We start from the raw sequence: 18708 nt of genomic DNA on the forward strand, positions 1-18708 counted from the left end.
CAAATCAAAAGGAAACGCCGCCCTCGCCCACCAGCTTCTCCAGCGCCCAGATCAGGACGAAGTCGATCAGCACGATCAGCACGGCAAACGAGAACACGGTAGGGTCGAGCGATGACACGGTGCGGCTGTACATCCAGATCGGCACGGTCATGACGTCGATGGTGTAGAGGAAATAGGTCACGGTGAATTCGTTGAACGAGACGATGAACGCCAGCAGCATGCCCGCCAGAATCCCCGACTTCATCAACGGCACCACCACATCGACAATCGCGCGCAGCGGTGAGGCGCCAAGCATTCGTGCCGCTTCCTCGACTTCGCTGCCGATGGAAAGCATCGCTGCGGTGCAGTTCTTCACCACAAACGGCAAGGCCAGAATCACGTGGGCAATCACCAGCCGCGAAGTGGTCAGGTGGAACGGCAGGCTGTCGAACACCAACAACAAGGCCAGGCCTAACACGACCATCGGAAACACCAGCGGCAGTGACATCAGTTGCAGCGCCACGGCCTTGCCACGGAATTCGCAGCGGGTCAGCGCATACGCGGCGGGTACGGCGATCAGCGTGGCGAAAACCATCGTCAGACACGACACCAACAGGCTGGTGGCCATGGCCTGACCGAGGCTGAGCACGTCGCTGGCGTCCGGCGACACGAAGGTGTGCCAGGCGGCTTTGTACCATTGCAGGCTGTAGCTGCTCGGTGGGAAGTCGAGGTTCGACGCACCGCTGAACGACATGACGATCATGGTCAGGATCGGCAACACCGCCAGCAGCAGAATGAAGCCGGAGAGGATGCCGGCGAACTTGCCGGTTTCGCCGGGCAACAGCGCCATGCGCTTCTTGGTCAGGGCACTCATTGCGAAGCCTCCAGCAGACGCCGACGACGGCCAGTGATGTATTCAGAGAGAGTCATGATCGCCAGCGTGGTGACGATCAGCACCACCCCGGCTGCCGACGCGGCAGGCCAGTTCATCAGCGGTGCGATCTGGTCATGCACCATCACCGCCAGCATCGGCACGCGCCGGCCACCGAGCAGCAACGGCACGACAAAACTGCTGGCGTTGTAGGCGAACACCAACGTTGCACCGGTGATGATCCCCGGCAAACTCATCGGCAGAACCACTTGGCGGAACACTTGAAAACGGCTAGCGCCGAGGGTCGCAGCCGCTTCCTCATAGGTGCGGGCGACGCCGCGCATGGCACTGGCGATCGGCAACACGGCGAGTGGAAACGCTGTTTGCACCAGGCCCATCAGGACGCCGTTCTGGTTGTACAGCAACATGATCGGGCGCTTGATCAGGCCGAGGCCCATCAGCGCCTGATTGAGCATGCCGCCGGGACCGAGAATCACCAGCCAGCCGTAGCTTTGCAGCAGCAGATTGACCAGCAACGGCAACAGCACCGCTGCGAGGAAAATCCGCCGCAGAAACGGCGAGGTCAGCCGCGACATGGTGTACGCCACCGGGATCGCCAGCAGCACGGCAATCACCGCGCTGATCAGCGCCAGACGCAAGGTCAGCAGCAAGGATTTCAGGTAGTACGGTTCGAGCAACTGGGCATAACTGGCCAGGCTGAAACCGCTCCACTCCGCGCCTTTGGTGCCGACGCTCATGCGCAGCACCAGCAGGCTGGCGGCGATCAGCACGCCGAGAAACAGCATCGACGGCGTGAGGAAAAACCACGCCCGCGCGGTGGGCGAAACACCGCGCACCGGGCGCACGGCAGCAGCGCCGACCGCTTGGGTCAGGGATTGATGTTCCATAGCAATAATCTCGTCAATGGAAAAACAACTGACGAACACAACTCTCCAAACCACCCCCGCCCCCTTGTAGGAGTGAGCCTGCTCGCGATAGCGGTGTGTCAGCCACCTAATAGGTTGACTGGTATGACGCTATCGCGAGCAGGCTCACTCCTACAGGGGATTTGTGGTGTTCTGAAGGTTTGTGTTCGGCTCAGGAAGAAAAAATTTCCGTATAGCGACGAATCCATTGGTCATGCACGGTGGCCAGGAAGGCGTTGTCGTGCATGATCGCCTTCTCGGCAATCTGCTCCGGCGTGAGGATGAACGGGCTCTTGCGCGCTTCGGCGGAGATGATCGCCTTGGCGTTGACCGGGCCGTTGAAGATGTCCTCGGCCATCTTGCCCTGCACCAGCGGGTCGAGGGAGTGGTCGATGAAGGCGTAGGCCAGGTCGGTGTCGCCCGGCCGATTCTTCGGCATCACCGAGAGCATCAGGTCGGTGTAGAACCCTTCCTTCATGCCGAACGTAGCGCCGAGGCCGTAGTTCGGATCGCGAATCTGTTTGGGGAAAAATGCCGGGGCATAGAGGCCGCCCATGTCCAGCGAACCGGTGCGGAACAGCTCGGCAATCTGGTTCGGGTTTTCGCCCAACGTCACCACGCGATCCTTGAGTTCGGCGAGCTTCTTGAAGCCCGGCTCAATGTTGTGTTCGTCACCGCCGGCCAGTTTCGCGGCGATGATGATCAGGTCCATCGCCTCGGTCCAGTTCGGCGGTGGCAGAAAAATATTCGGCGCCAGATCGGCATCCCACAACGCGGCATAACTGCTCGGCGCCTCTTTCTGGGTGCGAGTGCTGTAGACCAGACTGTTGCACCACAACAGGTAACCGATGCCGTGCCCGTTGGCGCCGGTACGGTATTTTTCCGGGACGTCGACCAGGTTGGGAATGCGGTTGAGGTCGGGTTTTTCCAGCAGCCCGGCGGCCGCCAGACCTTCGGCGCCGACGCCTGCCAACGTGATGATGTCGTACTGCGGACGATCACCGCCGGCCTTGAGTTTGGCGACCATTTCCGAAGTGCTGCCGGTGCGGTCGGCGATGACCTTGGCGCCAGTCTTGGCTTCGAACGTGGCGGCGATGTTGCGCAGTGCCGCGAGGCCGGTGTCATCCGACCAGGTCAGCAAACGCAGGGTCTTGCCGGCGAAGCGGGTGTCGCTGGCGCTCGCCCGGATGAAGGGCATGCTCAGGGCAGCCGCCGCCACCGAGGCGACGCCGACGGTTTTAATGAATTGACGCCTGTTCAGATCGTGCTCGCCCATGACGGACTCCCTTTGTTCTTTTAAGTATGAGGTTGGTCGCAACCGTTGCATCCGCGCGGCCGGGTCCGCTGAAAGCCTTGTTTTCAAAGGCCTGCAGCGCTGCCGACGGGTTCATCCTGAGGTCGTGCAAAACACCTGACTATCGATAAAAACTCATTGAAGCCATGACGCCGACGCATGCCTCGTTGCGAGGCATGCGCTGACCTTTTTCGGGCGTTCAGAGCGCCCGGATCACGTGTTTGATTTCCTGAAACGCGGCCAGGCCCCACGGCCCCAATTCGCGGCCGATGCTGCTCTGCTTGTAACCGCCCCACGCCGCCTGCGGGAAGATCACTTGCGGCGCGTTGAGCCACACCAGCCCCGCCTGCAGGGCGTTGGCGACCCGCTCGGCGGTCTCGGCGTTACGCGTCACCACACTGGCGACCAGGCCGAATTGGCTGTCGTTGGCCAGGGCAATTGCCTCGGCTTCGCTGCTGAAACGGCGCACACACAGCACCGGGCCGAAAATCTCTTCGCACCACAGCGCACTGTCGAGGGGCACGTCGGTGAACACCGTCGGCTGCAAAAAATAACCGCGTGGCAGATCTGCCGGACGATTACCGCCGCACACCAGCTTCGCGCCAGCGCTCAGCCCCCGGTCGATGTGACCAAGCACGCGCTGGTATTGCGCCTGATTGACCAGTGCGCCCATCTCCACGTCCGGGTCGAACGGATCCGCCACGCGAATCGCTTGCGCACGCTTGTGCAAACGTTCAAGGAATTCATCCGCCAATTCATCGGCAACCAACACACGGCTGGTGGCCGAGCACATCTGCCCGGCATTGAAGAAACCGCCACCGCAAGCCAGCTCGACCGCTAATTGCAGATCAGCATCTTCGAGCACCAGCAGCGAAGATTTGCCGCCCAGTTCCAGGCTCACGCCCTTCACCGTTTCGGCGGCACGCTGCATCACCTGGACACCGACGGCGTTGCTGCCGGTGAAAGAAATCTTGGCGACACGCGGATCCGCCGACAGCGGCGCACCCACCGCCAGACCGGTACCGCAGACGACGTTGAACACGCCGTTGGGCAGGCCGGCTTCGGCGATGATCGCCGCCAGCTCCAGCTCCGGCAGCGGCGTGACTTCCGACGGTTTCAGCACCACGCAGCACCCGGCGGCGAGGGCCGGCGCGAGTTTCCATGCGGTGGTGACCATGGGGAAATTCCACGGCACGATCAGCCCGACCACGCCGCAGGGCTCGCGGCGCAAGCGTGCGCTGAAATCATCGCTGGGCAGCGGCACATGGCTGTCCTGTCTGGCGTCGAGGCCTTCAGCGAGTTCGGCGTAGTACTCGAAGGTGGCGATCACATCGTCGACGTCGATGGCCGCTTCGAACTGCGGTTTGCCGTTGTTGCTCGATTGCAGTTTCATCAAGTGATCGCGACCGTTGCGCACGCCATTGGCGATGTTGCGCAGAATCGCGCCGCGCTCGGCACCGCTGGTTTGCGACCAGTCCTTGAATGCTTCAGTCGCAGCGCTCACGGCCTGGCTCACCGCGTGTTCGTCACCGCCATTGACCGTGGTCAGCAACGCCTCGGTGGCCGGATTGATCACGCGCAGATGTTCGCGGCCGGCCGACCATTGGCCGTAGATGTAGAGGCCGTCGAGTGTGGTTGGAAAATTGATCATTGGGCCACCGCCTGCATCCACTGGTTCTGGTCGATTTCGATCACGGTAGGGCCTTGGCGATCGGTGGCGGCACGCAGCGCACTGCGCAGTTGTTCCACCGAGTTGATCGCTTCGGCGGCACAACCGAGGGCCTTGGCCACTCCGACGAAATCCGGGGTGTAGATGTCGACGCCGACCGGTTCGATGGCGCGGTTGACCATGTATTTCTTGATCTCTTCGTAGCCCTGGTTATTCCACAGCAGGACGATCACCGGGGTGCGCGCTTCGACGGCGCTGGCCAGTTCCGGCAGGGTGAACTGCAGACCGCCGTCGCCGATCAGGCACACCACCGGTGGCCGTGCACCTTTATCGGGTTGTCCACCGAGCCATGCGCCAATCGCTGCCGGCAACGCATAGCCGAGGGTGCCGTAGCCGGTCGACGAGTTGAACCAGCGACGCGGACGCTCCGGGTTGAAGGTCAGGTTGCCGGTGTACACCGGTTGCGTGGAGTCGCCGACGAACACCGCGTCGGGCAATTCGTGCAGCACGGTTTCGAGGAAACGGGTTTGCGCCAGCGTCGCTGCATCCCAGGTCGCGGCCAGATCATCACGCAGACGCGCCGCGCGTACCTGGCCCCAATCGTTGCGGCGCTCGGCCAGCGTTTTGTGCGACAAGGCGCTGAGCAATGCCTGCGCGGCATTGCGCGAATCGGCAACCAGGGCGACGTGTGGCGGATAGTTACGCACGGTCTGATCGGCGTCGATGTCGATGCGCAGCAGCTTGCCGGGAATCTCGAAACCACCGGCGAAGGTCACGTCGTAATCGGTTTCGGCCAGTTCGGTGCCGATCGCCAGTACCACATCGGCATCGGCGACCAGTGCGCGGGTGGCAACCAGGCTTTGCGTCGAGCCGATCAGCAGCGGATGCGTCGACGGCAACATGCCTTTGGCGTTGATGGTCAGCGCCACCGGTGCGTCGAGCAGTTCGGCCAGCTCAGTGAGTTCGGCTGCCGCATCGATCGCACCGCCACCGGCGAGAATCAACGGACGTTGGGCGCTGGCCAGCAACGCGCTCATACGGCTTACGGCAGCGGGCGCGGCACCGGCGCGGTCGATGTTGACCGGGACACTGGCAAGCAGCTCATCGGCCTCTTCCACCAGCACGTCCAGCGGAATTTCAATGTGCACCGGACGCGGACGCCCGGCTTGGAACAAGGCGAATGCGCGAGCGAGCACGCCGGGCAATTCCGAAGCCGACATCAGGGTGTGAGAGAACGCTGCGACGCCAGCGACCAGTGCGCTCTGGTTCGGCAACTCGTGCAGCTTGCCGCGCCCGCCGCCCAACTGGTTGCGGCTCTGCACGCTGGAGATCACCAGCATCGGGATCGAGTCGGCGTAAGCCTGGCCCATGGCGGTGGTGATGTTGGTCATGCCCGGGCCGGTAATGATGAAGCACACACCCGGTTTGCCGCTGGTGCGCGCATAACCGTCGGCCATGAAACCGGCGCCCTGTTCATGCCGTGGGGTGACGTGGTTGATGCTCGAACGGGCCAGCCCGCGATACAGCTCAACGGTGTGCACGCCGGGAATGCCGAACACCTGCTCGACCCCATAACCTTCGAGTAACTTGACCAGTACTTCGCCACACGTCGCCATGTCATTGCCCTTTTGTCAGCTAAAAACACAGATCCCTTGTGGGAGCGAGCCTGCTCGCGAAAGCGCTGGATCAGCCAACATCAATGCTGAATGTGAAACAGCCTTCGCGAGCAGGCTCGCTCCCACATGACCTGAACATGGGCTCATTGAACGGTCGGCAGGTAGCGGCAACAATCGATTAAAAGTCATACTAGCCATGTCCTCACGTCATACCTTGGATCCCCATGAAACGACTGCCTCCCCTGCCCGCCCTGCACACGTTTCTGATCACCGCGCAGTGCTGCAACTTCACCCGGGCCGCCGAGCAATTGCACATCACACAAGGCGCGGTGAGCCGGCAGATCGCCGGGCTGGAAGATCATCTGGGGTATGAACTGTTCATCCGTCTGGCCCGTGGCCTGGAGTTGACGGCCGAAGGCCGGGAGTGGTTGCCACGGGTGGAGAAGGTCTTCGGACTGATCACTGAGGCCACCGAGCAGATCGGTCTCAAGCGCGAAACCCTGCAACTCAAGGCGCCCAGTTGTGTGATGCGCTGGCTGGTGCCGCGCCTGCTGCAATGGCAAAAGGAACGCCCGGATGTGCCGGTCAAACTGACCACGACGTTGGCCCATGGCGTGGACTTTCAGCGCGAGCAGTTCGACGCGGCGGTGATCTACGGAACGCCGCCGGACAACTCCTCGACCGCGCTGCATCTGTTCGATGAACAACTGACCCCGGTTTGCTCACCGGCACTTTTGAAAGGCCCACCGGAACTGTCCGACCCGGCCGATCTGCAACAGCATCTGTTGTTGCATCCGACCCGCGACACTCAGGACTGGACGGTGTGGCTGACGGCGGCCGAACTGCAGTTGAATAACGTCAACATGGGCCAGCATTTCGAGACGCTGGATCAGGCGATGTCGATGGCGTCGCATGGGACGGGGGTGGCGATTGGCGACTGGTCGTTGATCGGCGACGACTTGCGTGCCGGACGGCTGGTGATGCCGTTTGAGTTGAAGGTGAAGACAGGGCTGGCGTATTACGTGGTGGTGCCTGCGGGAACCGAGCCTTCGCCGCAGCTGGAAGAATTGATGATCTGGCTGGTTGAGCAGGCGCATTTGCGGTGAGGCTATTTCCCCTCACCCTAACCCTCTCCCAGAGGGAGAGGGGACTGATTGGGGGATGCTCTGGAGATACGCCGACGTGAAATTACTGCGTTGAATCCATAATCGACTCGAACACTCAGGTCGATGTACAACGCCAGACACCTCGGTCGGCTCCCTCTCCCTCGGGAGAGGGCTGGGGTGAGGGGCAAGGATTCACTCAGTACCCGACAGTAAACCGCTGACGCGAATGCTTCGGCGTTTCCACTTCGTCGATCAGCGCAATCGCGTAATCGGCAAAGGTGATCCAGCTACGCCCTTCAGCGCTCACCAGCAAGTGATCCTGGCCGACACGGAAACTACCCGTACGCTCACCTTCAACAAACTCCGCCGACGGCGACAGGAAGGTCCAGTCCAGCTCCTGCTCCTGACGCAACGCCTCAAGAAACGCCGCACCCGCACTGGCTTCAGTTTTGTACTCGGCCGGAAACCCCGCACTGTCGATCACTCGCGTGTCGTCCGGCAGCAACAACGAACCGGCACCGCCCACTACCAGCAAACGCTGAACGCCTGCCTGCTTCACCGGCCCGACAATCGCCGCCGCAGGCACGGTGGCAAAATGCGCGGCGGTGATCACCACATCATGACCGGCCACGGCGTCCTGCAACGCGGCCGAATCCAGCACATCGACTTTCTTGCTGACCACACCGCTACGGGCGCCGATCTTCGAGGTGTCGCGGGCAATAGCGGTAACGCTATGGCCGCGACGCAGGGCTTCTTCCAGCAGTTGGCTACCGGCGCGGCCGGTGGCACCAATGATTGCGATCTTGCTCATGACATTCTCCAGTTGGCTTGAGAGTGCTGCGTTTTCAGAATCGGCTTACCACTGCATTTCGCCCTTGGCGACTTTCGCGCTCAGCTCCAGCGAACTTTCTTCGCCGAGTGTCGGGTAGCGCTTTTTCATCGCGGCGATCAGTGCGGCGGAATCTTTGGCCTTGGCGGTTTCCGCGTCGAAAGCCTTAATGTAGTCGGCGGTGAATTTCACGCTGGCCAGCGAGCGGCTGCTGTCACCCAGGTAGTGACCCGGTACCACGGTGTTCGGTTTGAGGGTTTCGATCGAGTGCAACGTTTCCAGCCAGTCGGCGTGGGATTGCGCGCTCTGGGTATCGGCCATCCATACGTGGATGTTTTCGGCGACAACCACACCACCGACCACGGCTTTGAGCGACGGGATCCACACAAAACTGCGATCCGGTTGTTTTCCGTCGAGGCCGATGACCTGCAATTTCTGCCCTTCGAGCATCAGGCTGTCACCCTTGAGCACGCCCGGCACGATGGTTTTCGCCGGCACGTCGGCGCCCATTTTCGGGCCCCAGAAGGCCAGTTTGCCGGCGACGGTTTTGTTGATGTGATCAACCGTCGGCTGCGAGGCCAATACCTTGGCCTCCGGGAATGCCTTGGTCAGGGTATCAAGGCCGAAGTAATAATCCGGGTCGCCATGGCTGATGTAGATGGTGGTCAGGTGCTTGCCGCTGGCGCGGATCTTTTCCACGACTTGCTCGGCCTGGGATTTGCCGAATTGCGCATCAACGAGGATCGCGTCTTTCTCACCGCTGACCAGCACCGAGGTCACCGGAAAAATCGCGTTTGTCCCTGGGTTGTAGACATCCAGGGTCAGATTGGCAGCCGCTGCATGCGCGGCGAAACCCAGGGAAGCAGTGGCGAGCAGAACGCGTTTGAGTGTGGTGAAGCCGATCATCTGTTGCTCCGATGTCCGAATGCCGTATTTGGCGATGGAACAGAGCTTAGTTGCCTGACTCAGTACAAAAAATGCGATGCTTGAACATAGTTTGTTTCTGAAAGCGGGCAAATCATGGATCGTCTCCAAGCAATGCGGGTGTTTGTCACCGTGGTGGACCTGGGCAGCCAGTCGGCCGCAGCCGATCATCTGGACCTTTCGCGGCCGGTGGTTTCACGTTATCTGGCAGAGCTGGAGGACTGGGTCGGCGCGCGCCTGATGCACCGCACCACGCGCAAGCTGAGCCTGACCGCCGCCGGCAGTGAGATTCTGCCGCGCTGCCGGCAGATGCTGGAGTTGTCGAGCGACATGCAGGCCGCCGTCAGCGAACCCCACGATGCCCCGCGCGGGCTATTGCGGATCAGCGTCAGTACTTCGTTCGGCCAGGCCCAACTGGCGGATGCGATGGCCGCCTACGTCAAACGCTACCCAGGTGTGAGCATCGATCTGCAAATGCTCGATCGCACGGTGAATCTGGTCGATGAGCGCATCGACCTGGCGATTCGCACCAGTAACGATCTCGACCCCAACCTGATCGCCCGACGCCTGACCGTTTGTCGTTCGGTAGTCTGCGCCGCGCCCGCTTATCTGCAGGAGCAAGCGGCGCCATTGCGGGTCGAGGAGTTGAGCCGACACAATTGCCTGACGCACTCGTATTTCGGCAAAAGCCTATGGCATTTCGAGGAGGATGGCGAACCGGTTTCAGTGCCGGTGCAGGGCAATATCAGCGCCAACGAGGCCAGCACGTTATTGCGCGCGACACTGGCTGGCGCGGGGGTGGCGATGCTGCCGACCTATCAGGCCGGGGTGCATATTCACAGCGGCGAACTGGTCCGCCTGCTGCCCCATGCCGAGCCGCGACAGATGAGCATCTACGCGGTGTACGCCTCACGCAAACACATGCCGGCGGCGCTGCGCAGCATGCTGGATTTTCTGGTGCTCAGGTTCCCCGAAAACCCCGAATGGGATATCGGCCTGTAAACCCAATCCACTGTGGGAGCGAGCTTGCTCGCGAAGAGGGAATTTCATTCGAAATCTGCATTGGCTGACACGCCCTCTTCGCGAGCAAGCTCGCTCCCACAAAGCGTCCATCAGCGTGCTGAATGGCCGGTTAAATCCTCAAGCACACTCGCTGGCAACTCCCCAGCGCTGACCTATGCTGAAAGTAATACCGCAAGGTATGTCGTTCAGAGGTCTACGCCATGAACATCAAAACAAGAAGGTACGTCGCGATTTTCATCACCTGCGCCGCCACGCTGGCGCTGTACGGCACCGCCGCCTGGCGGGTCGAACAGCTGCGACAACTGCCGCGCGAGTATGCGAGCTGCAACTTCGAGCGCTGCATTCCGCACAATGCCACTCTGAACGCATTGCGCTGAGGTAATTGAGCTGGAATGCGCCCCTGTGGGAGCGAGCTTGCTCGCGAATGCAGTGTGTCAATCACCATTACTGGCGGCTGATACACCGCTTCGCGAGCAAGCTCGCTCCCACAGTGTTTAGTGTGGTTATGAAATTATTGTTCGGCTTTCAATCGGTCGCGGAAAGCCTTTGGTGAAATCCCCACCCGGCGCCGAAACAGGCGCGTGAAGTTGGTCGGATCGGAAAATCCCAACAACTCCGACATCTCGTAAATCGTCATGCTGGTGTAGGTCAGCAAGCGCTTGGCTTCCAGCAACTGACGCTCGTGCATGATCTGCAACGCCGGTTGCCCCGCCAGTTCACGGCAAGTGCCGTTAAGGTGCGATACCGAAATCCCCAGCCGATGCGCCAGGTCTTCAACCTTCACATGCTGGCGATAAGTTTCCTCGACCAATTGAATAAAGCCATTGAGGTATTCGCGCTGACGTTGCGGCCGCTGACTGGCTTTGTGCCGCACGATCGCCTGCCGGCTGACCCAGACCATGATCACGCTGACCAGCGAATGCATGAGCATTTCCCGCGCCGGTTGATGACCGTTGTATTCGGCCTGCAATGCCGAGAACAGGCTGTTGAGGTAATCACCGTCGGTGCCTGCCGGGTAGTTCTCTGCACTGGCCAGTGCGTGCACCGAATCGCCCAGTTGCGCCTGCAAGTGATTGATCAGCGGTGTGGCGAGGGTAACGATGAACCCTTCGACGTCTTCGGAAAAGCGAAAGCCGTGCACCGATAACGGTGGCAGCACTTGAATCGCCGGGGTTTGGAGTTGCGTGCGCTGCCCTTCGATCTCAAGCTCTGCCTGACCTTTGAAGACGAAGAGCAACTGGCACAAATCAGCATGGCGGTGGGGTTTGATTTCCCACTCATGTTCGCGACTGCGGGAGGAAATGGTTTCACAGTGCAGCAAGTCAGGGGTCGGCCAGTCCAGGCTTTCACCGTAGAGCTTGAACACTGGAATCGAAGGCAGCTCAGGCTTGTTCATCACTTCAATCCAGGCCTCGGGGTTGTGGGCGATAATCGCACCGATTGGCAGAATGTACAGGTATCAGCTCAGTTTTCACCTTCAATTGACAGACCCGCAAGGGAAAAATGCAAGCACTCGATCCATAAAAAATATTCACCGGCGCTTGTCGCGTGAAGCTTGCGAGCCATAAAAACAATGAAAACGCTGAAAACCCAAGTCGCCATTATCGGCGCCGGTCCGTCCGGATTGCTCCTCGGCCAGTTGCTGCACAACGCTGGTATCGACACCCTCATCCTTGAACGCCAGACACCTGATTACGTGCTCGGACGCATTCGCGCCGGGGTACTTGAACAGGGCATGGTAGAGCTGTTGCGTCAGGCTGGCGTGAGTCAGCGCATGGACGCCGAAGGTCTGGTGCATGGCGGTTTCGATCTGGCCCTGGACGGACGTCAGGTGCACATCGATCTGCACGCGCTGACCGGTGGCAAGAGCGTGATGATCTACGGCCAGACCGAAGTCACCCGCGACCTGATGGCCGCTCGTCGGGAGGCTGGTGCGCCGACCATTTACCAGGCGAGGGATGTCGTTCCTCACGGCATGAAAAGCGACGAGGCATTTGTCACCTTCGAAAAGGACGGCGAAACCTTTCGCGTCGATTGTGATTACATCGCCGGTTGCGACGGTTTCCACGGTGTCGCGCGGCAGTCGATTCCGGCCGATAGCCTGAAGGTCTTCGAGCGGGTTTATCCGTTTGGCTGGCTGGGGATTCTGGCGGACACACCGCCGGTGCATGACGAATTGGTCTACGCCCGCCATGAACGTGGCTTCGCCCTGTGCAGCATGCGTTCGGCCACCCGCACCCGCTATTACCTGCAAGTGCCGGCGGATGAAAATGTCGATGACTGGAGCGATCAGCGCTTTTGGGATGAACTGAAAAATCGCCTGCCGGTGGCGCTCGCGGAGAAACTGGTCACAGGCCCTTCGATCGAAAAAAGCATCGCGCCGCTGCGCAGTTTTGTCATCGAGCCGATGCAGTACGGACGGATGTTTCTCGTCGGCGACGCGGCGCATATCGTCCCGCCCACTGGCGCCAAGGGTTTGAATCTGGCCGCCAGCGACGTCAGCACGTTGTTCAATATTCTGCTGAAGGTTTATCGCGACGACCGCACCGATCTGCTGGAGAAATACTCGGAAATCTGCCTGCGCCGCGTGTGGAAAGCCGAGCGCTTTTCCTGGTGGATGACCTCGATGCTGCATCGCTTCGATGACCACGATGCGTTCAGCCAGCGCATCAGCGCTTCGGAACTGGACTACTTTGTCAGTTCAGAAGCAGGGCGAAAAACCATTGCAGAAAATTACGTCGGACTTCCTTATGAGGCTATCGAATAGCCTGCTACCGACTTACACTGGCGAGCATCCCCGCTCGCCTGATGATCTGCGGGACTCTCACTGCCCGCAGGTTTTGCCCGTGACCAATCTCAATCACCCCGAAACGCCCAAACCGGCCATTCGCAGCGTGCTGGTCGCGCTGATGATGGCGATCTTTCTCGGCGCGCTGGACCAAACCATTGTCGCCGTGTCGATGCCGGCCATTTCTGCGCAGTTCAAGGACGTCAGCCTGCTGGCCTGGGTGATTTCCGGGTACATGGTCGCGATGACGGTGGCCGTGCCGATCTACGGCAAGCTCGGCGACTTGTACGGGCGGCGCAAACTGATGCTGTTCGGCATGGGCCTGTTCACCCTCGCCTCACTCTTTTGCGGCATGGCGCAGAGCATGGAGCAACTGGTGCTGGCGCGGATCCTTCAGGGCATCGGCGCCGGCGGGATGATCTCGGTAAGTCAGGCAATCATCGGTGACATCGTGCCGCCGCGTGAACGCGGGCGTTATCAGGGTTACTTCAGCAGCATGTACGCGGTGGCCAGTGTCGCCGGCCCGGTACTCGGTGGTTACATGACCGAATACCTGTCGTGGCGCTGGGTATTTCTGATCAACCTGCCGCTGGGCCTCGGTGCCTGGTGGGTGGCGCGGCGCAATCTGCGTGGCCTGCCGATTCCCCAGCGCAAACCGGTCATCGATTACCTCGGCACGCTGCTGATGATCATCGGCCTCACTGCCCTGCTGCTGGGCATCACTCAGGTTGGCCAGGGTCATTCGTGGCGCAGCAGCGAAGTGATCGCTCTGTTTGCATGTGCGGTGGTGGTGTTGGCGCTGTTTGTCTGGCACGAACGCCGGGCGCGGGAGCCGTTGCTGCCGATGCACCTGTTCGCCAATCGCAACGCCCTGCTGTGCTGGTGCACGATTTTCTTCACCAGTTTCCAGGCGATTTCCTTGATTGTGCTGATGCCGCTGCGCTTTCAAAGCGTTACTGGGGCCGGGGCCGACAGTGCCGCGTTGCACTTGCTGCCGCTGGCGATGGGGCTGCCGATTGGTGCGTTTTTCGCCGGGCGTCGCACGTCGATCACCGGGCGCTACAAACCGCAGATTCTGACCGGTGCGATGCTGATGCCGGTCGCGATTGTCGGCATGGCGCTCAGCCCGCCCGAGGCGACGCTGGTCAGTGGTCTGTTCATGTTGCTCTGCGGTATCTCCAGCGGCATGCAATTCCCGACTTCGCTGGTCGGCACGCAAAACTCGGTGGAACAACGCGACATCGGCGTAGCGACCAGCACCACCAACCTGTTTCGCTCCCTCGGCGGCGCAGTGGGCGTGGCGTTGATGTCGGCGCTGTTGCTGGCGTTGTTACAGGACTCCAGCTTCGCCCATCTGGCAAGCAGCTCACTGATGAGCGAAGGGCATTCGGGCAACGTCCTGCTCGATGGTCTGAACGCCGCGCCGGGTGATGCGCAGAACGCCTTGCGCGCGGAATTGCTGGTGACATTCCGGCATTTGCTGTGGGTAAGTGCGGCGGTGTCGTTGCTGGGATTGGCGGCAGCGATTGCGATGCCGAACAACCTGCTGCGCGGACGCGAGCACGGCGCCAAATAATTCAAACAACGCAGACCCCTTGTAGGAGTGAGCCTGCTCGCGATGCGGTATGTCAGTTGACATCATCGTTAAATGACACACCGCATCGCGAGCAGGCTCACTCCTACAGGAAGCCGGTGTTTCACTCAGGGGCTGTAGTAACCGACGGCTACAAGGAAATGCCCGGCCTTCTTCAGGTAAGCATGTTTGTCCTCGACCTTGCCGGTCACCGGGTTCTTCCAGCGGTATTCATACTCACCGTCATCCTGCTTGCCGATCAGCGCCAGAATCGGCTCGCCCACCGGTTTGCCATCCGGATCCTTGATCTTGCCGAAGTCGGTGTTGATCAAGCGCAGGTTGGTGCCGTGGGCAACGTAGCGCTGGGTGTTCAGATCAACCACAAACACATACAAGTCGTCCTGCAAGTAGCCACCCTTGAGTGAGTTGATCGCCGTCAGCGTGGCCTTCTCGTCTTTGCCCAAATCAGTCGCCGCTTTATCGAGCAACGCTTTGGCCTGCTCGGCCGAGGCTCGCGGCAAGTAGTAACCCACCGCCAGAATCCGCTGACCGATGCGCTGGTAATACACATGCTTGCGCTCGACCTTGCCGTCCGACCAGTTCTGCCAACGGTATTCGGCCTGCTGGATGCCGTTGCCTTCCGGCACTTTCAACGCTTCCTTGAAGGTTTTCTGCAAATCCGGGCCGAGCACTTCACTGACGTCACGACCGATCAACGCTGATGAAGGCCCGCCGCTGGCGAGCATCACGCCTTTGGTGTCGACCACGAACACGTAGCGATCCTTGTCGACGAACTCGCCCTGCCGGCTGAACGCGGCGAACGCCTTGTCGCCATTGTCGTGGTAATAGGCCAGGGCTTTTTCCAGCAAGGCGATGGCGGCCTGACTGTCATCCTTGGCGGTCGTGGCGGCGCTGGCCTGGCCGAAACCGGCCAGTAACATCACGCTGAGCCAGGCCACTTTATGCAAAAACCCCATAGCGCATCCCTCGTTCTTGTTGGTGTTTCAAGAGCGTAGACGGCTTGGGCTGATGCATGGATATTCAGAGGGTTTCTGAACGTTTCGCGGCTTGAGTGGTGAGGCGAGCCTCACCACCGTTGAGCAAGTCTTACGGGCGGGAATTGATCTGCTGCTGCAGGTTCTGAATCTGCGCCTGAAGGGTATTGATGTTGCGGGTCATCTGCCCGCGGAAAGCGTCGAACTCGGCGGTATTGCCGCCGCCTTGCGGGGCTGCCGGGCGGTTGTCCTGCTCGCTTTTGAGCACGACGATTTCCTGCTCAAGTCGATCGATCGCCGCACTCGGGTTGCCCTGTTTCTTCAATGCAGCGATATCGGCGCCAAGGCTTTTGAATTGCGCATCGAAGGCCTTCAACTGAGCGTCGACCTTGCTGGTGTCGGCCGGCGTGCTTTTCACCGTCGCCAGTTCCGCAGTCAAGGCTTTGACCTGCGCCTGCAACTGGGTATTGGCGTTCTGCTGTTCAGTGGTCTGCGCGGTCATCTGTGCCAGTCGTTTGTCCAGATCACTGGCCTGCCCCGCGACGCCTTGCTGCTGTTTGCTCTGATCGAGCAGCTTGCCTTCGAGCTGTTTGATCTGCAGCTTGAGGGCTTCGCTGTCGCTGGTGACGTTGGACTGGCTGGCCACGACCTTGCCGGAAATGTCCTGCAAGCGCCCCGCCGCTTCTTCACTGATGCGCGCGAAGCTTTCCTGAGTCGCAACCAGTTGCTGCTCCATCAACGAGATTTGCTGGAAACTCCACCAGGCCAGACCGACGAAGGCGAAAAACAGTGCGCCGACCAACGCCCACAACGGGCCGGTGCTGGCCGCCTTGACCTTGACCACGGGCGGCGTGCGCGAATGCACGGAGGTGCGAGCGGTGGTCGGAATGTCATCGTCGTCGAAGGTGTCGGCACGCAGGCTCGGGACATCATCGAAATCGTCGTGGGCATCATTACGCATGGACATTGAGGCAACCTTTGTGAAACGCGGTGATGGCTAAATGCTGCGAAGTATAACCGCCGCAGCCGCAGGGATTGACCCCCAAGCGGCTACACGGTTCATTGCCGCCCGGCCGAATCGTTTCAACGGATGTCCTGAGCTTTCCACCAGCCGCAGAACTCATCCAGCGCCGACCACAGGCTGACTTTCGGATCGTAGTCGAGATAATGCCGGGCGCGGCTGATGTCGAGGGTGAAATTTTTTTTCATTACCTGCATGCCGAGCCGCGATAGGGTTGGCTCCGGACGCCCGGGCCAGAGCTTGCATGCACCTTCGTTGAGCGCCGCGACGCTGTAGGCCAGACCATACGATCGGTACTTGGTGACCTGCGGCACTTCCATCTTGCGCATCACGTAATTGACCACATCCCACAACGGTACCGGCACACCGTTGCTGATGTTGTAGGCCTTGCCCAGTGCGGAACCGGCGGCCAGCAAGCTGCTGAGCATCGCTTCGTTGAGGTTCTGCACGCTGGTGAAATCGACTTTGTTCAGGCCATTGCCGATGATCGCCAGGCGGCCCTTGCGCTGCATATTAAGCAGGCGCGGGAAGATGCTCATATCACCGGCGCCGGTGACGAAACGCGGGCGCAGGGCAATGGTTTCCAGGCCGAACTCCTGCGCACCGAAAACCTTTTGCTCAGCCAGATATTTGGTCGCGGCGTAGTGATGCTTGAAGCGCTTGGGTACTTGCTCTTCCGTCAGGTTGAAATGATCGCGGCCATCGAAATAGATCGATGGCGACGACAGATGCACCAAACGGCGGACGCGCTGTTTCAGACAGGCTTCGACAACGTTTTCGGTGACCTGCACGTTGCCTTGATGAAAGTCCTGATAGCGGCCCCACAGCCCGACGGCGCCCGCGCAATGCACCACGGCTTCAACATCGGAACACAGCTCGCGGACCAGATCGGGATCGGTCAGGTCGCCGGGGACAAACTCGGCGCCACGGCGCACCAGATGTTCGACGCTCTCGGCCCGGCGACCGTTAACCCGCACGTCCAGGCCCTGCTCCAGGGCGAAACGCGCAAAGCGTCCGCCAATGAAGCCGCTTGCGCCGGTGACCAGAATTTTCATGTAAAGCTCCGATGTCTTTCGTTTTGCCTGATTCGAGTGTCTTGACGCTGGCCCTCAGTCCAACGGCACTAGCCATTGCGCCGAAGAACGCAGCAATTGCTCGGTCAGCAAGCCCAGCAACTGACCGCCATTACGCCAATGATGCCAGTACAACGGCACGTCGATCGGTTTATCTGGCAGCAGTTCACGCAATAACCCGCGTTGCAATTGATCGCGCACTTGCAGTTCCGGCACCAGGCCCCAGCCCAGTCCGGCTTCGATCAGGCGGATAAAACCTTCCGAGGAAGGACATAAATGGTGTTCGAATCCGCCATCGACGCCCAACGAGGCGAGGTAACGATGCTGGAGGAAGTCGTCCGGGCCGAACACCAGCGCCGGGGTGCGTGGCAGTTGCTCGGCGCGCACGCCGTCGGGGAAATGCCGTGCGATGAACGCCGGGCTGGCCAGCGCGCGATAACGCATCGCCCCGAGCAACACACTGCGTGCCCCGGCCACCGGCCGTTCACTGGCGCAGAGGCACGCGGCCACTTCACCGGCGCGCATGCGTTTGAGGCCGACGGTCTGGTCTTCGACAATCAGATCGAGCAGCAAATGTTGTTCGGCGCAAAAATCTCCCACCGCTTTGGCCCACCACGTGGCGAGGCTGTCGGCATTAAGAGCGATGCGCAAACGTTCCGGCACCCCCTCCTCGTCCAGCGCGGGCACAAGGGTTTGCAGGTCACGCTCGAGCAGACGCACCTGCTGCACATGGTTGAGCAGACGCCGGCCTATCTCGGTCGGCGACGGTGGCGTGCCGCGAATCAACACCGGTTGGCCGACCCGCGCTTCGAGCAGTTTGATCCGCTGCGAAATCGCCGATTGCGACAAACCCAGCACCTGCGCGGCCCGTTCGAAGCCGGCCTGCTCGACCACAGCGGCCAGAGCAGAAAGCAATTTGTAGTCGAACATCAGTTTTCCTAATGAGCGATCAGCACTATTGGTTTTTCTTATACAGGTTTCGCCCGGAGAATAGCCAGCAAGCACTCTTTATCAAGGATCA

17 protein-coding genes are annotated in these 18708 nt (G+C 60.5%); 5 read left to right on the plus strand and 12 right to left on the minus strand.

The genetic code is table 11. From position 1 onward, the window contains the following. Positions 1–4 precede the first annotated feature (4 nt). The 5 genes from BMY54_RS06835 to BMY54_RS06855 all read right to left on the minus strand — a co-directional run bounded on the left by BMY54_RS06835 (position 5) and on the right by BMY54_RS06855 (position 6355). The gene (locus BMY54_RS06835) at positions 5–853 is read right to left on the minus strand and encodes an ABC transporter permease (protein WP_093430532.1); all 849 of its coding nucleotides are present in this window, start codon (positions 851–853) and stop codon (positions 5–7) included. Next, complete coding sequence (locus BMY54_RS06840; RefSeq protein WP_093430533.1) at positions 850–1758, minus strand: ABC transporter permease; 909 nt, start codon at positions 1756–1758, stop codon at positions 850–852. The genes BMY54_RS06835 and BMY54_RS06840 overlap by 4 nt, the downstream gene beginning before the upstream one ends. 190 nt (positions 1759–1948) lie before the next feature. Then, a complete protein-coding gene (locus tag BMY54_RS06845) occupies positions 1949–3052 on the minus strand; it encodes an ABC transporter substrate-binding protein (protein WP_093430534.1) in 1104 nt (367 codons plus the stop codon). Between the two features lie 217 nt (positions 3053–3269). Further along, positions 3270–4721 (minus strand): aldehyde dehydrogenase family protein, encoded by a 1452-nt coding sequence (locus BMY54_RS06850; RefSeq protein WP_093430535.1) that lies wholly within the window; start codon positions 4719–4721, stop codon positions 3270–3272. Next, positions 4718–6355, minus strand: a complete 1638-nt coding sequence (locus tag BMY54_RS06855; protein WP_093430536.1) for a 5-guanidino-2-oxopentanoate decarboxylase — start codon at positions 6353–6355, stop codon at positions 4718–4720. The genes BMY54_RS06850 and BMY54_RS06855 overlap by 4 nt, the downstream gene beginning before the upstream one ends. Positions 6356–6579: 224 nt before the next feature. On the opposite strand from BMY54_RS06855, the gene BMY54_RS06860 reads away from it, so the two are divergent. Further along, positions 6580–7461, plus strand: a complete 882-nt coding sequence (locus BMY54_RS06860; protein ID WP_093430537.1) for a LysR substrate-binding domain-containing protein — start codon at positions 6580–6582, stop codon at positions 7459–7461. Between the two features lie 196 nt (positions 7462–7657). On the opposite strand, the gene BMY54_RS06865 is transcribed toward BMY54_RS06860, so the two are convergent. Together BMY54_RS06865 and BMY54_RS06870 are read right to left on the minus strand one after the other, a co-directional pair. Next, positions 7658–8272, minus strand: a complete 615-nt coding sequence (locus BMY54_RS06865; RefSeq protein WP_093430538.1) for an NAD(P)-dependent oxidoreductase — start codon at positions 8270–8272, stop codon at positions 7658–7660. A 45-nt stretch (positions 8273–8317) separates the two neighbouring features. Next, positions 8318–9196, minus strand: a complete 879-nt coding sequence (locus tag BMY54_RS06870) for an MBL fold metallo-hydrolase (RefSeq protein ID WP_093430539.1) — start codon at positions 9194–9196, stop codon at positions 8318–8320. 114 nt (positions 9197–9310) lie between these two features. On the opposite strand from BMY54_RS06870, the gene BMY54_RS06875 reads away from it, so the two are divergent. Together BMY54_RS06875 and BMY54_RS30560 are read left to right on the plus strand one after the other, a co-directional pair. After that, the gene (locus BMY54_RS06875) at positions 9311–10216 is read left to right on the plus strand and encodes a LysR family transcriptional regulator (protein ID WP_218189342.1); all 906 of its coding nucleotides are present in this window, start codon (positions 9311–9313) and stop codon (positions 10214–10216) included. A gap of 221 nt (positions 10217–10437) precedes the next feature. Then, a complete protein-coding gene (locus BMY54_RS30560) occupies positions 10438–10614 on the plus strand; it encodes a hypothetical protein (protein WP_007912636.1) in 177 nt (58 codons plus the stop codon). A 134-nt stretch (positions 10615–10748) separates the two neighbouring features. On the opposite strand, the gene BMY54_RS06880 is transcribed toward BMY54_RS30560, so the two are convergent. Further along, positions 10749–11633, minus strand: coding sequence for a helix-turn-helix domain-containing protein (locus BMY54_RS06880; RefSeq protein WP_093430541.1), 885 nt, complete (start codon positions 11631–11633; stop codon positions 10749–10751). Positions 11634–11810: 177 nt separating this feature from the next. Here BMY54_RS06880 and pobA point away from each other — a divergent pair, with 177 nt between their 5' ends. Both pobA and BMY54_RS06890 read left to right on the plus strand, forming a co-directional pair. After that, the gene (gene pobA / locus BMY54_RS06885; RefSeq protein ID WP_093430542.1) at positions 11811–13004 is read left to right on the plus strand and encodes a 4-hydroxybenzoate 3-monooxygenase; all 1194 of its coding nucleotides are present in this window, start codon (positions 11811–11813) and stop codon (positions 13002–13004) included. Between the two features lie 79 nt (positions 13005–13083). Further along, positions 13084–14601 (plus strand): MDR family MFS transporter, encoded by a 1518-nt coding sequence (locus BMY54_RS06890; RefSeq protein ID WP_093430543.1) that lies wholly within the window; start codon positions 13084–13086, stop codon positions 14599–14601. A 125-nt stretch (positions 14602–14726) separates the two neighbouring features. Here BMY54_RS06890 and BMY54_RS06895 read toward each other — a convergent pair whose 3' ends face one another. The 4 genes from BMY54_RS06895 to BMY54_RS06910 all read right to left on the minus strand — a co-directional run bounded on the left by BMY54_RS06895 (position 14727) and on the right by BMY54_RS06910 (position 18617). Beyond that, positions 14727–15575 (minus strand): cache domain-containing protein, encoded by an 849-nt coding sequence (locus BMY54_RS06895; protein WP_093430544.1) that lies wholly within the window; start codon positions 15573–15575, stop codon positions 14727–14729. Positions 15576–15705: 130 nt separating this feature from the next. Beyond that, a complete protein-coding gene (locus BMY54_RS06900) occupies positions 15706–16560 on the minus strand; it encodes an ATPase (protein WP_093430545.1) in 855 nt (284 codons plus the stop codon). 116 nt (positions 16561–16676) lie between these two features. Beyond that, positions 16677–17669: an NAD-dependent epimerase/dehydratase family protein gene (locus tag BMY54_RS06905; RefSeq protein WP_093430546.1), complete on the minus strand. Its 993-nt coding sequence runs from the start codon at positions 17667–17669 to the stop codon at positions 16677–16679. Positions 17670–17723: 54 nt separating this feature from the next. Beyond that, positions 17724–18617 carry a LysR family transcriptional regulator ArgP gene (locus BMY54_RS06910; protein ID WP_093430547.1) on the minus strand — a complete coding sequence of 298 codons (894 nt, stop codon included), beginning with the start codon at positions 18615–18617 and terminating at the stop codon, positions 17724–17726. Positions 18618–18708: the final 91 nt, after the last annotated feature.

It is taken from the genome of Pseudomonas sp. ok266, assembly GCF_900110195.1.
In the GTDB taxonomy this organism is placed as follows: Bacteria; Pseudomonadota; Gammaproteobacteria; order Pseudomonadales; family Pseudomonadaceae; genus Aquipseudomonas; species Aquipseudomonas neuropathica.

Coding starts and splice junctions, on each gene's coding strand:
- BMY54_RS06895 (WP_093430544.1), bottom strand. CDS start 15,575: ATGGGGTTTTTGCATAAAGTGGCCTGGCTCAGCGTGATGTTACTGGCC.
- BMY54_RS06860 (WP_093430537.1), top strand. CDS start 6,580: ATGAAACGACTGCCTCCCCTGCCCGCCCTGCACACGTTTCTGATCACC.
- BMY54_RS30560 (WP_007912636.1), top strand. CDS start 10,438: ATGAACATCAAAACAAGAAGGTACGTCGCGATTTTCATCACCTGCGCC.
- BMY54_RS06880 (WP_093430541.1), bottom strand. CDS start 11,633: ATGAACAAGCCTGAGCTGCCTTCGATTCCAGTGTTCAAGCTCTACGGT.
- BMY54_RS06845 (WP_093430534.1), bottom strand. CDS start 3,052: ATGGGCGAGCACGATCTGAACAGGCGTCAATTCATTAAAACCGTCGGC.
- BMY54_RS06855 (WP_093430536.1), bottom strand. CDS start 6,355: ATGGCGACGTGTGGCGAAGTACTGGTCAAGTTACTCGAAGGTTATGGG.
- BMY54_RS06850 (WP_093430535.1), bottom strand. CDS start 4,721: ATGATCAATTTTCCAACCACACTCGACGGCCTCTACATCTACGGCCAA.
- BMY54_RS06900 (WP_093430545.1), bottom strand. CDS start 16,560: ATGTCCATGCGTAATGATGCCCACGACGATTTCGATGATGTCCCGAGC.
- BMY54_RS06840 (WP_093430533.1), bottom strand. CDS start 1,758: ATGGAACATCAATCCCTGACCCAAGCGGTCGGCGCTGCTGCCGTGCGC.
- BMY54_RS06875 (WP_218189342.1), top strand. CDS start 9,311: ATGGATCGTCTCCAAGCAATGCGGGTGTTTGTCACCGTGGTGGACCTG.
- BMY54_RS06865 (WP_093430538.1), bottom strand. CDS start 8,272: ATGAGCAAGATCGCAATCATTGGTGCCACCGGCCGCGCCGGTAGCCAA.
- BMY54_RS06870 (WP_093430539.1), bottom strand. CDS start 9,196: ATGATCGGCTTCACCACACTCAAACGCGTTCTGCTCGCCACTGCTTCC.
- BMY54_RS06910 (WP_093430547.1), bottom strand. CDS start 18,617: ATGTTCGACTACAAATTGCTTTCTGCTCTGGCCGCTGTGGTCGAGCAG.
- BMY54_RS06905 (WP_093430546.1), bottom strand. CDS start 17,669: ATGAAAATTCTGGTCACCGGCGCAAGCGGCTTCATTGGCGGACGCTTT.
- BMY54_RS06835 (WP_093430532.1), bottom strand. CDS start 853: ATGAGTGCCCTGACCAAGAAGCGCATGGCGCTGTTGCCCGGCGAAACC.
- pobA (WP_093430542.1), top strand. CDS start 11,811: ATGAAAACGCTGAAAACCCAAGTCGCCATTATCGGCGCCGGTCCGTCC.